The sequence below is a fragment of the Kaistia terrae genome (assembly GCF_026344005.1).
Taxonomy (GTDB): domain Bacteria; phylum Pseudomonadota; class Alphaproteobacteria; order Rhizobiales; family Kaistiaceae; genus Kaistia; species Kaistia terrae.
The window spans coordinates 50,773-63,698 of record NZ_JAPKNH010000010.1; the positions used below are offsets into that span (position 1 = coordinate 50,773).

Genomic DNA, 12,926 nt, shown 5'->3' on the forward strand with positions numbered 1-12,926 from the left:
CCATGGCAGGCCAAACCGAAGCAGCAAGGCCGATCGGTGCCCTGTCCGGCATTCGCGTGCTGGACATGTCACGTATCCTCGCCGGCCCCACCTGCACGCAGATATTGGGTGATCTCGGCGCCGAGATCATCAAGCTGGAAAAGCCCGGCGCGGGCGATGATACGCGCAAATGGGGACCGCCCTACATTGAGGGGCCGGATGGGCAGGAGACGACAGAGTCGGCCTACTATCTCTCAGCGAACCGCAACAAGCGGTCGCTGGGGCTCGATTTCACCAAACCGGAAGGCCATGCGATCCTGCTGCGCCTGCTCGAAAGCTGCGACGTGCTGGTCGAGAATTTCAAGACCGGCACGCTGAAGCGCTACGGACTCGACCATGACAGCCTGAAAACCCGGTTTCCAGGCCTGGTCTATTGCTCGATCACCGGCTTTGGACAGACAGGCCCCTACGCCGCGCGCGCCGGATACGACTATATCGCGCAGGCCATGGGCGGCATCATGAGCGTCACCGGCAGCCCGGACGGGCCGCCCATGAAGGTCGGCGTCGGCATTGCGGATGTCACCACGGGGCTTTACGCGACGATCGGCATCATCGCCGCCCTTCGCCACCGCGATGCCACGGGCAAGGGCCAGCATCTCGATATAGCGCTTCTCGACACCCAGGTTTCATGGCTCGTCAACGAGGCGACGAACTATCTGGTCTCGGGCGTTCGCCCCGTTCGGCGCGGCAACGAACATCCCAATATCGTCCCTTACAAAGCGTATGAGACGCTGGACGGCTTTATCGTTCTGGCCGTCGGCAACGATGCGCAATTCCGGCGCTGGTGCGACCTGGCCGATCTAGGTCATCTCGGCGAGGACCCACGATTTTCCAGCAACGCAAATCGCGTGGTCAATCGCGTGGAACTGGATCGGCACGTCGCCATCGCCATGAAGCTGAGAACGACGGCGAACTGGCTTGCGGTTCTCGAGACGGAGGGCGTTCCGGCCGGGCCGGTCAATGGCATTGACGAGGTTTTCAGCGACCCGCAGGTTCTGGCGCGCGGGATGCGCATCGAGATGCCCTATCCGCACGACGCTTCCGGAACAGTTGCACTGGTCGGCAGTCCCCTGAAGTTGTCGGAAACCCCCGTCTCCTACCGCTACGCCCCACCGCTCGCCGGAGAACACTCCAAGACGCTGCTCTCCCAATTGGCCGGCCTCGCCGATGACGAAATAGTGGATCTGGTGGCCAAAGGCGTCGTTTCCTCGACAGTGCCATGAATGGGTGGGACTCGGCCCATTTCGGCAATTGCCGCGAGCGTTAACAGCATCCCTTCGGCCTAGTTCTCTTTCGCCAGCACCCGATGACGTCCCGCATGGCGGCAGTCGGCGGGAGGTTAGCTAATGGCGGTTGTCCGTGTGATGACCCTAGGGTACGGATAGCCTTCATGGGTGCATGGAACGGGGCAAGGGAACACTATGGCAAAGTCGATCGGCGCGCTCCTCATCGCAGGCCTGGCAGCCGTCAGTTTCATCACCCCGTTGCAGGCTCAGACCGCGCTCTCGCCTCCCGTGGTGTTCGACAATGTTCGGATCTTCGACGGCGAAAAAGTGACGGCTCCGATGAACGTGCTGGTCGAGGGCAATCGGATCGCCACGATTTCGGCAGAGCCGATTACGACAGCGGACCCGGCAACCCGCATTGCCGGCGACGGCAGGACCCTTATGCCCGGGCTGATCGATGCCCACTGGCATACGTTTATGGTGCGGCCGACAATGGCGATGGCGTCAACGGCGCCGTTGACGCTGATTACCTTGATGGCCGGGGCGGAAGCGGAAGCGACACTGTTGCGGGGGTTCACAAGCGTTCGGGACCTCGGTAGTCCTTCATTCGGGCTCAAGATGGCGATCGACAGCGGTGTCGTGGTTGGTCCACGCATATGGCCGTCAGGGGCCATGATTTCGCAAAGTGGTGGCCACGGCGATTTCCGCATGCTTCACGAAGTGCCGGCTACCCCCGATGCGCTGAGCTATCCAGAACGGATCGGCATGTCGGCTATCGCCGACTCGCCAGACGAGGTGCGCAAGCGCACCCGGGAGCAATTGCTGCAGGGCGCCAGCCAGATCAAGCTGACCGTTGGCGGCGGCGTATCGTCACCTTACGGACCGATCGACACCGTGCAGTTGAGCGTTCCGGAAATCCGGGCAGCGGTCGAAGCTGCAGCCAACTGGGGCACTTATGTAACGGTACACGCCTATACGCCCGAGGCCATTCGAAACGCCATCGAGGGCGGCGCCAAGGTCATTGATCACGGGCAGCTTGCCGACGAAGCCACTGCCAAGCTCATGGCGGAGACCGGGACGTGGTGGAGCCTTCAACCATTCCTGGCCGATGAAATGGCAAATGCGCAACCGGACGCCGCCGGTCGAGCGCAGGCAGCAGAGGTCCGCTCGGGAACCGACAATGCCTATCGTCTGGCAAAGGAATTCGGAGTGAAGGTCGCTTTTGGCACCGACATCCTGTTCGACGGTGCGCGGGCGGCTCGGCAAGGCGCACAGCTTCAGACGATGACCCGGTGGTATACGCCAGCAGAGGTGCTGAAAATGGCTACCGCCGACAACGCAGAGCTGCTGGCGCTGTCCGACCGGCGCAATCCCTATCCTGGCAAGCTCGGCGTTATCGAAGTTGGCGCACTCGCAGACTTGCTGTTGGTCGACGGCGACCCGGTCAAAGACATTTCGCTGCTATCGGATCCATCCAGCAGCTTGTTGGTGATCATGAAGGATGGTCGCATTTTCAAGAATTCGCTGATTGCCAACTAGGCGCGGTGCTAGCCGCTGGGCTCGACGCCCTGGCTGTACGGCAATTGCGTCGGGACGGCATAGCCGGAGATATCCGGTCCACTGCGGCCGCTCTGGAGGGAACCTAAGCCAAGCCATCTGATTGAATTGGATGGCCCTGAAAAGAATCCTCCCGTTTCTTGCTGCCGGCATCGTGGCTGCGTGCAGTCCGGCCGGCCCCGTAGGAAACGCGTCTGTTCGCCAACCGGCCAAAATCGTTGAGCTCAATCGCTATCTCGGCCGCTGGTTTGAACTTGGCCGATACGAAAATCGCTTCGAGCGGAATTGTGAGGCGGTTACAGCCGATTACAGTTTGCGCGACGACGGCACGGTCAGGGTGGTGAACACCTGCCGCGAAGGCGGTGTGGATGGAAAGAAGAAGGTCGCGGAGGGCCACGCCAAGGTCGTGCCAGAAAGCGGAAATGCGAAGCTGAAGGTATCCTTTTTCGGGCCGTTCTACGGCGACTACTGGGTGCTCGATCATGGACCCGACTATGCATGGTCAATTGTCGGTGAGCCGTCCGGCCGATATTTGTGGATCCTGACCCGTACCGCCAAGCCGTCCGAGCAAGTTCGCAAGATCTTGCAAGCCAAGGTTCGGGCGCTCGGCTATGACGTGGGCTTGCTACGCTGGACCCAGCATTGAGACACACGGTCTGCAAGGCTGCGGTCCGAGGATCGAATGCCGCTTCTTGGAATCACGCGAGGCCGCTGCCGGCATTTTACAGCGTGGCCGCCAAGGGGGCCGATCCAGCGAACAAATCGACGGCCAAGGCGGCGCTAACAGTCAAGGCGTTGTTCGAGGAGTTCGAGCGTTTGCACATCGCGCCCAAGTTGAAGCCCAATACGACGGCCAGTTATCGAAGTGCGTTCCAGGTCCACATTGACCCGATCGTCGGCCGCAAGCGCGCCGCAGATGTCCAGCCAGCGGATTTGCTCCGCTATCAGGCCAAGCTCGATGGTCACCGAGCGAGCGCCAACCGTGTGCTTGCGGTCGTCAGCGCGATGTATTCCTGGGCCGGTGAGCACGCTTTTATCGCAGAGGGAACGAACCCAGCCGCCAAAGTCACGCGCTTTGCCAACAAGAAGCGGGAGCGGCCTCTCAGCCTTGAAGAACTGGAAAGTTTGGGGGCGGCCCTGACGGAGGGCGAGAACGTCGGTATCCCTTGTGCCCGATCCGAGCAAAAAGGACCAAGCACGCACCGAAGGCAGAAAATCGTCGCGTCATCATCGACAGAGAACCTGCCGGGGCGCTTCGTCTCCTGATGCTGACGGGCGCCCGGCTGCGGGAAATCCTCCATCTGCAATGGCAAGAAGTTGACCTGGAGCGCGGTCTACTCCTTTTGTCGGACAGCAAGACCTGGAAGAAGACAATCGTTCTCAATGCGCCCGCGATGATCGTTCTCGGTAGTTTGCCGAGGACTGGAATTTACGTGATTGCTGGCACGAGCGTGGGAGCCAAAGTCGAGAGGCCACGCTCGGATCTCAAGAGGCCGTGGGCGCTCGTTTCCAAGCGGGCAGGGTTAAGGGGCGTGCGCCTCCATAGTCGGGAAGTTGCTCGGGCACAGCCAGGCTTCCGCGACCAACAGGTAAGCCTACCTCGCTGACGATCCAGTGAAGCGTGCCTCAGAGGTAATCGGTTCCACGATATTGCAGCAGCGCTCGATGGATAGACTGGCACGAACGTGGTCGGAATGAAGAGGCAGCGAAACGCGCAGGGATCGGGCGGCCACCCGACAAGCAGTTATGCCCCCTCGGCTTCCCTGCGCTTCATTTGAGTGCCGCATATGCATGTGATGTCAGTTCTAAATGTATGGGAAAATCCAAGACTGGAATGGATGCCAGATTGCATCTGGAGGTGGCTCGGTTTGATCCGGAGAGGATCGGGCCCTTTGCAGGTCGCATCGTCTCGTTATCATCGGCCTGCTCTACTTCGTCCCGCTGGCCAGGAATCCGACCGCCGTTGACAGTGCGTCGAGCACAATGCCGTCGTAATAGGGTGGGCGGCAATGAAGCCGGGCGCAAGCGCCAGGCCGTCTAGATCCTGCTCCGGTTCGCCGGTTCTCGGTACGATCGTGCCGGTCGGTCCTGCGGCTGAAGTCCGGTCGCCTGTGATGGCCAGTTAGCCGCGATGGTATACCGCCCGCGCCATCATAGATCAGGGCCTTACAGAAGGCGTGATCATGCGCGGGCCACGTGGTCATGGGCCTATTCGTGCGGTTTGATGGTGGATGCCAACGGGGTCGGGTCGGTCGAGGGCGTCTGGATGGCGATGCCGATGCTGGCGACTGTGTAGCGGACGCGGCGCAGCGCCTCGCGCCCCCTGCTACCCAACTTCACCGCGACGCCGGCGGCGATCGTATCGATGACGGCCATATGGGCATAGCGCGACGGCGTGGGCAGCAGGATATTCTCGTCTTCCGCGACCGCGACGGGGATCACTATGGTCGCTGCCTTTGTCAGTGGCGCATCCGGTCGGGTCATGACCACCGTCGTCGCGCCGAAGGACACGGCGATCTCGACGGCCTCGACGACAGCCCTTGAATGGCCGCTGTTTGAGATGGCGAAGACGGCGTCACCCGGCTGCAGGGTCGCTGCCGACATGCGCATCTGATGGCTGTCCGTATAGCCTGAGACGGGAATGCCGAGGCGGAAGAGGCGCAGTTTTGCATCCTCCATCATGGCTGCCGAGCCGCCGCCCTGCCCGTAAATGTCGATGCGCCGCGCTTTGGCAAAGGCGGCGATGGCGTCGCCTACGGCGGCCGTATCCAATTGATCGAGCGTCTCGCGCACCGTCGTCGCGGCGCGCATCATGATCGTCTGCGCCAGTTGGCCGACATCGTCGCTAAAGACACGGTCGGAGCGTAGATAGACGGCCGCGACCGTCAGCGTCGTCGCCAGGCCGATCTTGAATTCGTTGAACGAGGCGCAGCCGACGGAGCGGCAGAAGCGCGTCACGGTCGGCTGGCTGACGCCCGCCTTGGCGGCGAGATCGGCGATGGTCGATCGTGTTGCCGCCTCGAAATCCTGACGCACCACTTCCGCGACGCGCCGCTCGGCCGGCGACAGGTCCAACTCGACCCGCTCGATCCGCGAGACGATATCGATGGCCGCGGTTGTGACGGGGTTCTTGCGAGGCGACATGCGGTGGTCTTCTCCAGCGGGCTGCGAGGCCGCGGAAACGGAGCGATCCCGGCGGATTGATGGTCCGGGCGCAGGCGGTACAAGAAATTGAATTACACGTTTTCCGACCTTCGGCAAGCAGGGCGGCTGTTTGCCGATACGGTGCTGTTCCACATGACGGTACAGCGTGTTTTGTATCGCGGTCGAATAAATCCCGCAAAAAGGCTGGATTTTGGGGCCGTGGAAGTGTTTCGCGCTCCAACATCATTCGGCCTTGCGGAGTTTGAATTATTGTAACATGATTTCAGGAATGAGCCGCCCACAAGGGCGGACGGGGAATGAAGTTGCCGGGATGAGCCGCAAAGGCCGCCGGCTGCTTTCAGGGAATGTGGGGGCGCTAGCGTGAACGCTATCGAAGCTCTTGGCTTGCCGCGCGCAGATGCGACGGCACCGGCCAAAATGGTCGTCGAGGGAGCCAGCAAGTTCTATCAGGCGCGCAGCGGCGTCGTGCATGCGCTCGACAATGTCTCGCTCGAAGTGCGGGAGGGCGAGTTCCTCTGCATCCTAGGGCCATCTGGCTGCGGAAAGTCCACGCTGCTCTGGTCGATGGCGGGGTTGCACGGCCTCAGCGCGGGCCGGATCCGGCTTGGCCAGGAGCCGATCCTGAAGCCGCATCCCGAAATCGCGATGATCTTCCAGGAAGCGAACCTGCTGCCCTGGCGCAATCTCGAGAAGAACATCGAGCTGCCGTTCGAGCTGAAGCGGATCCCGCCGGACACGGCGCGGATCAATGCGCTCCTGCAGCGCGTCGGGCTCAAGGGCTTCGAGACCAAGATGCCGCGCGAGCTGTCCGGCGGCATGCAGCAGCGTGCCTCGATTGTCCGCAGCCTGGCGGTCAACCCGTCCGTCCTGCTGATGGACGAGCCGTTCGGCGCGCTCGACGCCTTCACGCGCGACGAGATGAACCTGCTGATCCAGGAAATCTGGATGGAGACGCAGAAGACGATCATCTTCATCACCCATTCGATCGTCGAGGCGCTGTTCCTCGCTGACCGCATCGTCGTCATGTCGGCGCGTCCCGGCCGGACCCAGGAGATCGTCGACGTCGACCTGCCGCGGCCGCGCGGCGTCGACGTGCAGTCGACGCCGGAGTTCATCGAGCGCGTCAATGCCATCAAGGCGATGATCGACCACCGCAAAGCCTGACGGTCGCAGTCAAAGTTCAAGGATAGTGCACGTGGACAGCCAACTTCGCGACCAGATCCCGACCTTCGGTGCCAAGCCGGGTGCTGCCGGCGGCGCCAGCCTTTCCGGCGGCCTCACTTCGCTCACCTCGGGCGGCGGACGCAGCGCCTTCGAGACCTTCATCATCATCCTCGTCGCCGTCGTGATCATCGGCGGCACTGAGTTGCTGCTCGGTATCTTCCAGGTGCCGCAATACATCATGCCGAAGCCGAGCCAGATCGGCATGGCGCTGATCACCGAATGGAAGTTCATTTGGCCGCACCTGGTGGTGACGATCTGCGAACTGCTGATCGGCTTTGCCATCGGCGCCTCGATCGGCTTCGTGCTGGCGGCGGTGATCACCCAGTTTCCCTTCGCCGAGAAGATCGTCACCCCCTACATCCTGCTGCTGGTGACGACGCCGATGCTGGCGCTCGTGCCGTTGCTGGTGCTGCGCTTCGGCTTCGGCTGGGAGCCACGCATCATCGCGGTGGCGCTCGCGTCGGGGCCGATGGTGATGATCAATTCGGCGACCGGGTTCCGCCGCGTCGATCTCGCCAAGATCGCGCTCGCACGCTCCTTCGGCGCCTCGACCTTCCAGATCTTCACCAAGATCCGCATCCCGATGGCTATGCCGATGATCATCGTCGGGCTGATGGTGGGCTCGATCTTCGGCCTGCTGACCACGGTCGGCGCCGAGATGGTCGGCGGCGCGGAAGGCCTCGGCAATCGCCTCAACTACTATTCGTCGATGATCCGGATGCCGCAATTCTTCGCGGTCATCACGCTTCTCGCGATCATCGGTATCTCGATCTACGTGTTCTTCTTCTGGGTCGGAAAGAAATGGGCCAATTGGGAAGCCTGACACCGGCCGTTGCCTGACAGAAACGAGGGAACTGCAATGACTGACATTTCGAACCTGATGATCAATCGTCGCCGGCTTCTGCAGGTGACGGCGGCGGGCGTGACCATCTCGGCCATCGGCCTTGGCGGCACCGGCGCGGCGCAAGCCGACGAAATCACCATCCGCTGGGTGTCGCCGCGCGGCACGCTCGAGGTGCTGGACGATTTCGCCTATTGGGTCGCCAAGAAATACGGCTATTTCGGCGACCTGAACACGGTGATCGAGGCCGGTCCGCAGGACGGCACGGCGACGGTCAAGCTCGTCGACCAGAACCAGTCCGATTTCGGCTATCCCTCGCCGGGCGTGCTGTCGCTCGGCCTCGAGCAGGGCATGGACCTCGTCTCTGCCTATCACGTGATGGCCGGCGACGTGTTCAACTTCGCCTTCCCGAAAGGCAAGGCTCCGGCCGACCTGAAGGGTCTCGAAGGCAAAACGATCGCGCTCGGCTCTTCGGGCTGGCAGGCGATCACCAATCCGATGCTGGCGGCCGCCGGCGTCGATACCAGCAAGGTCAAGTATGTCGAGGTCAGCGCCTGGGGCCAGGCACTGGCGCAGGGCCAGGCCGATGCGGCGCTGTCCTGGGAAGGCCTGCGCGCCCAGTGGCGCGGGCAGGGGCTCGATTTCGACTATCTGCTCGGCAAGAACGTCTCGAAGTTCCCGGCCAATTCCTATGTGATCCGCAAGTCCGACCTCGCCGACGCGGCCAAGGTCGCGGTCTATGAGAAGTATCTGCGTGGCTGGGCGATGGGCATGGAGTTCGGCTGGGTCAACCCGCGCGCCGCGACCCAGATCACCATGGAGCAGTTCCCGGGGCTGGCGAGCCAGATGGATCCGACCGTCGCGACGGAATCGCTGATGCAGCAGACGGCGCTGATGCATGCGCGCTGGGACGAGCGCAAGGCCTGGGGCTTCCACATCGAGGATAGCTGGCAGGGCTATTTCGACGCGATCGCCGAAATCGGCCAGGTCTCGAAGGTCTTCAAGGCCGCCGACGTGACCACCAACCAGTTCATCGCGGCGGCGAATGATTTCGACCACGCCAAGGTGAAGGCCGATGCCGAAGCGTTCCAGCTCTCGGACGCCTACAAGGCCGTCGACGTCGCCGCCATCGAGGCCGCGCTCTGATATCTCGGGCGGCGGCGTTGACGCGCTGCCGCCCTCCAATTCGGCTTGCAACACTCGGTGCCCAACATCCTGAGGAGGCTTTCGGAGAAAGCGGTCTCGAAGGACGCAGGGCCTGAGGGCAGGGTTCTTTTGGCGGTGCAAGAAGTCTCTGCGTCCTTCGAGACGGCCCTTCGGGCCTCCTCAGGATGTTGAGGACGGTGGTTTGCAAAGCGCGTTCTCCGAAGAGGACGACTGGCTGGGTCAGACTAGACCAAGGGACACAGTATGTTCGAGTTCGACCATGTCGGGATCACTACCACCGAGCCGCAGCCCGACGAGAACTGGGTCGAGCAGAGCCGGATCTGGGTCACCAATCCGCGAAACCATCCCGAGCACATCGAGTTCCTGCGCTATGCGCCGGACAGCACCGTGCCGGAGATCATCAAGAATACGCCGCACGTCGCCTACCGGGTGACAGAGCTGGAGCCGCATCTGACCGATGTCGAGATCCTGATCCCGCCCTTCATCGTCGGCGAGTTTCTCGAAGTCGTCTTCGTCCTCAAGCACGGCATGGTGTTCGAATACATGCGTTACCTGAAGGACGGCTGGTTCGAGTGATGGGCGACGCCGTTTGGATATCAGCGAGGGATAGGGAATGAGCGGTACGTTCGCGGGCAAGCGCGTTGCCATCACCGGTGCGGCGGGCGGCATTGGGCAGACGCTGTGCCGGCTGTTCGGCGGCGAAGGGGCCACCATTCTCGCCCTCGACAAGAGCGACAAGGTGCTAGCGCTCGCCGATGAACTCGCGGCCGACGGCATTCCTGCCAGGGCGGCGGTGGTCGACATCAGCTCGGCGGAAGCGGTCGCCGGAGCTTTTGCCGAGCTCGGCGAGGTCGACATTCTCGTCAACAATGCCGGCTATTCCTCGCACCCGACCATGGCCTCGACCGATCCGGCCGGCTGGCAGTCGGACATGCACGGCAATCTCGGCGGCGCCTATGCCTGCACGCATGCCGTCCTGCCCGGCATGGTCGCCCGGCGCTCGGGCGCGATCGTCAATGTCGGCTCGGTCAACGCGCTCTATGCGCTCGGCGACCCCGCCTACAGCGCCGCCAAGGCCGGCATGATCGCCATGACCAAGGCGATCGCCATGGAATATGGCCGCTATGGCATCCGCGCCAACATCGTGCTGCCGGGAACCGTCCGGACGCCGCTCTGGGAGCAGCGGGCCGCCAAGGATCCGAAGGTGCTGGAGACATTGCAGCGCTGGTATCCGCTCGGCCGCATCGTCGAGCCGGCCGAAGTGGCGCGCGTCGTCGCCTTTCTGGCGTCGGACGCTGCCAGCGCCGTGACCGGCGCGGCGATCCCGGTCGATTGCGGGCTGACGGCCGGCAACATCGTCATGTCGCGCGAACTGACGATCGAAGATTTCTGAGGGGGATGGAATGGATAGACTGCGCATCGGCGTGATCGGCCTCGGCTGGTTCGGCGAGATCCACTGCGAGACGATCATCGGCGTGCCCAATCTCGAACTGGCGGCGTTGTGCACCCGCCAGCCTGACCGGCTCGCGGCGATGGGCGCTAAGTTCGGCGTGGCGAAGACCTATACCGACTACAACGACATGCTCGCCGATCCCGAGATCGACGCGGTGTCGATCTGCACGATGTGGGACCAGCATGTCGGACCGGCCGTCGCGGCGCTGAAGGCCGGCAAGCACGTCTTCCTCGAAAAGCCGATCGCCTCGACCGTCGAGGATGCGCGCACCATCGTCGAGGCCGCGAAGGGCGCGAAGGGCATCCTGTTCGTCGGTCATATCGTGCGCTTCAACCCGCGCTATCGCATGGCGAAGCAGGCGATCGACGCCGGCAAGATCGGCAAGATCGTCGCGCTGTCGTCGCGGCGGAACATACCCGCCGCCTGGACGCCGACCATCCTCAACAAGATCGGCCCGATCGTCGGCGACGCCATCCACGACACCGACGTCATGCTGTGGTTTACCGGCGAGAAGATCGTCTCGGCCTATGCGCAGACGATCTCGGTGCGAAACCTGACGCATCCCGATATCGGCCAAACCATGTACCGCTTCGCAAGCGGCGCGACGGCGACGCTGGAGACCGTCTGGTGCATGCCGGAGAAGACGCCGTTCGACATCGACGAGCGTATGTCGATCATCGGCACGGAAGGCATCATCCATGTGCAGGATACCTTCCCGAACCTCGGCATCGTCTCCAGCGACAAGCTGCACAGTCCGGACACGACTTATTGGCCGGAGTTCAACGGTGTGCGCGGCGGCGCGCTGCGTGACGAGTTCTCCTATTTCGCCAAATGCGCGCTGGCCGGCGAGACGCCCGTGATGGGCGTGCCCACGGATGCCGCGGCGGCGCTAGAGGCGACGCTGGCAGCGGAAGAATCTGCCCGAACGGGCAACGTCATCAGGATCGGACAGGGGTGAGCGAAATGGCCAAGCAACGGGTTCTCGTCGTCGGTCTCGGTAATATGGGCATGAGCCACGCGCTCGCCTATGCGAAGATCGACGGATACGAACTGGTCGGACTCTGCACGCGCAACATCGACAAGGTCGAATTGCCGCCGCAGCTGCAGGGCGTGCCGAAGTTCAGCAATTTTGAAGCCGCGCTGGCCGAGTTGAAGCCGGACGTCGTCTCGGTAAACACCATGCCCGACACGCATGCGGACTTCGCCATCAAGGCGATGGAAGCCGGCGCGCATGTCTTCGTCGAGAAGCCGATGGCAATCTCGGCCGCCGATGCCGAGCGGGTCGTCGAAGTCGCCAAGCGTACCAAGCGCAAGCTCGTCATCGGCTACATCCTGCGCCAGCATCCGAGCTGGGTGAAGTTTATCGAGATTGCGCGCGAACTTGGAACGCCGCTGGTCTTCCGCATGAACTTGAACCAGCAGTCAAATGGCGAGACCTGGGAGTGGCACAAGCGGCTGATGCAGAGCTTCCCGCCAATCGTCGATTGCGGCGTGCATTATGTCGACGTGATGTGCCAGATGACCTCGGCCAAGCCGGTGCGTGTGCATGCGATCGGCGCAAGGCTGACGGACGAGGTGCCGATCAACAATTACGGCCAGCTGCAGGTAATGTTCGAGGATGGCTCCGTCGGCTGGTACGAGGCCGGTTGGGGACCGATGGTGTCCGAGCAGGCCTTCTTCGTGAAGGACGTGTTCGGCCCGAAGGGCTCGGCTTCGATCGTCATGGCGGAGAACAATTCGGGCGTGAAGTCGGACGACATCAACGCCCACACCAAGACCAGCCAGATCCTTCGCCACTACGCCGACATGAGCAAGCCGGACGAGCGCATCGATGTCTCGGACGAACCGGATCACAATGCCTTGTGCGAACGTGAGCAGCTCTATCTGCTGAAGGCGATCGAGGAGGACCTCGACCTGACCGACCACATGAACGATGGCGTCAAAAGCCTCAAGATCGTGCTGGCAGCGGACGAGTCGATCCACACCCAGCAGGTGGTCACGCTGTAGCGATGGCTCAATGTTCTCATCATCGACTCGTTCATCAGTTCTCATCAAGTCGATGAGAACGATAATTCTGCGATTGACCTTGTCCTCAAGACGTGGGGATAAGTCGCGGCACAGACTCAATGCGCAATCATGTTTGTGCATCACACCCGCAAGCCCAGCGGACAAGCCGCGAGCGTAGACGACGCTCGCGGTGCTTCAGCTCTCCTGGCCGCGGCGCGAGTGGTTCGCCACATATAGCCGATTGCCG

At 62.4% G+C, this 12,926-nt stretch carries 12 protein-coding genes; 11 read left to right on the forward strand and 1 reads right to left on the reverse strand.

All coding sequences use genetic code 11. The features are described from left to right. Positions 1 to 2 precede the first annotated feature (2 nt). The 4 genes from OSH12_RS21560 to OSH12_RS21575 all read left to right on the forward strand — a co-directional run bounded on the left by OSH12_RS21560 (position 3) and on the right by OSH12_RS21575 (position 4,088). Positions 3 to 1,262 (forward strand): CaiB/BaiF CoA transferase family protein, encoded by a 1,260-nt coding sequence (locus OSH12_RS21560; RefSeq protein WP_266345691.1) that lies wholly within the window; start codon positions 3 to 5, stop codon positions 1,260 to 1,262. 198 nt (positions 1,263 to 1,460) lie between these two features. Next, entirely contained in the window at positions 1,461 to 2,804 is a 1,344-nt protein-coding gene (locus OSH12_RS21565) for a metal-dependent hydrolase family protein (protein WP_266345692.1), read from the forward strand. 130 nt (positions 2,805 to 2,934) lie between these two features. Beyond that, positions 2,935 to 3,468: a lipocalin family protein gene (locus OSH12_RS21570; protein WP_266345693.1), complete on the forward strand. Its 534-nt coding sequence runs from the start codon at positions 2,935 to 2,937 to the stop codon at positions 3,466 to 3,468. Further along, a complete protein-coding gene (locus OSH12_RS21575) occupies positions 3,465 to 4,088 on the forward strand; it encodes a tyrosine-type recombinase/integrase (protein WP_266345694.1) in 624 nt (207 codons plus the stop codon). The genes OSH12_RS21570 and OSH12_RS21575 overlap by 4 nt, the downstream gene beginning before the upstream one ends. Positions 4,089 to 5,030: 942 nt before the next feature. Here the strand turns inward: OSH12_RS21575 and OSH12_RS21580 are convergent. Then, positions 5,031 to 5,966, reverse strand: coding sequence for a MurR/RpiR family transcriptional regulator (locus OSH12_RS21580; protein WP_266345695.1), 936 nt, complete (start codon positions 5,964 to 5,966; stop codon positions 5,031 to 5,033). 381 nt (positions 5,967 to 6,347) lie between these two features. Between OSH12_RS21580 and OSH12_RS21585 the strand changes: the two genes are divergently transcribed. From OSH12_RS21585 to OSH12_RS21615, 7 genes are all read left to right on the forward strand, one after another. Then, the gene (locus OSH12_RS21585) at positions 6,348 to 7,151 is read left to right on the forward strand and encodes an ABC transporter ATP-binding protein (protein ID WP_266345696.1); all 804 of its coding nucleotides are present in this window, start codon (positions 6,348 to 6,350) and stop codon (positions 7,149 to 7,151) included. A 31-nt stretch (positions 7,152 to 7,182) separates the two neighbouring features. Next, positions 7,183 to 8,034, forward strand: coding sequence for an ABC transporter permease (locus OSH12_RS21590; RefSeq protein WP_266345697.1), 852 nt, complete (start codon positions 7,183 to 7,185; stop codon positions 8,032 to 8,034). 36 nt (positions 8,035 to 8,070) lie between these two features. Next, positions 8,071 to 9,198: an ABC transporter substrate-binding protein gene (locus OSH12_RS21595; protein WP_266345698.1), complete on the forward strand. Its 1,128-nt coding sequence runs from the start codon at positions 8,071 to 8,073 to the stop codon at positions 9,196 to 9,198. Between the two features lie 264 nt (positions 9,199 to 9,462). After that, entirely contained in the window at positions 9,463 to 9,795 is a 333-nt protein-coding gene (locus tag OSH12_RS21600; RefSeq protein WP_266345699.1) for a hypothetical protein, read from the forward strand. Between the two features lie 37 nt (positions 9,796 to 9,832). Next, positions 9,833 to 10,612, forward strand: coding sequence for an SDR family oxidoreductase (locus OSH12_RS21605; RefSeq protein WP_266345700.1), 780 nt, complete (start codon positions 9,833 to 9,835; stop codon positions 10,610 to 10,612). A 10-nt stretch (positions 10,613 to 10,622) separates the two neighbouring features. Next, on the forward strand, positions 10,623 to 11,630 hold the full coding sequence (locus OSH12_RS21610) for a Gfo/Idh/MocA family protein (protein ID WP_266345701.1): 1,008 nt from the start codon (positions 10,623 to 10,625) through the stop codon (positions 11,628 to 11,630). Positions 11,631 to 11,635: 5 nt separating this feature from the next. Then, a complete protein-coding gene (locus tag OSH12_RS21615; protein ID WP_266345702.1) occupies positions 11,636 to 12,679 on the forward strand; it encodes a Gfo/Idh/MocA family protein in 1,044 nt (347 codons plus the stop codon). The last annotated feature ends 247 nt before the right edge of the window (positions 12,680 to 12,926 follow it).

What these genes read in the sequence shown, in the direction of transcription:
- OSH12_RS21560 (WP_266345691.1), top strand. Translation starts at nt 3, where the DNA reads ATGGCAGGCCAAACCGAAGCAGCAAGGCCGATCGGTGCCCTGTCCGGC.
- OSH12_RS21565 (WP_266345692.1), top strand. Translation starts at nt 1,461, where the DNA reads ATGGCAAAGTCGATCGGCGCGCTCCTCATCGCAGGCCTGGCAGCCGTC.
- OSH12_RS21570 (WP_266345693.1), top strand. Translation starts at nt 2,935, where the DNA reads ATGGCCCTGAAAAGAATCCTCCCGTTTCTTGCTGCCGGCATCGTGGCT.
- OSH12_RS21580 (WP_266345695.1), bottom strand. Translation starts at nt 5,966, where the DNA reads ATGTCGCCTCGCAAGAACCCCGTCACAACCGCGGCCATCGATATCGTC.
- OSH12_RS21595 (WP_266345698.1), top strand. Translation starts at nt 8,071, where the DNA reads ATGACTGACATTTCGAACCTGATGATCAATCGTCGCCGGCTTCTGCAG.
- OSH12_RS21600 (WP_266345699.1), top strand. Translation starts at nt 9,463, where the DNA reads ATGTTCGAGTTCGACCATGTCGGGATCACTACCACCGAGCCGCAGCCC.
- OSH12_RS21605 (WP_266345700.1), top strand. Translation starts at nt 9,833, where the DNA reads ATGAGCGGTACGTTCGCGGGCAAGCGCGTTGCCATCACCGGTGCGGCG.
- OSH12_RS21610 (WP_266345701.1), top strand. Translation starts at nt 10,623, where the DNA reads ATGGATAGACTGCGCATCGGCGTGATCGGCCTCGGCTGGTTCGGCGAG.
- OSH12_RS21615 (WP_266345702.1), top strand. Translation starts at nt 11,636, where the DNA reads ATGGCCAAGCAACGGGTTCTCGTCGTCGGTCTCGGTAATATGGGCATG.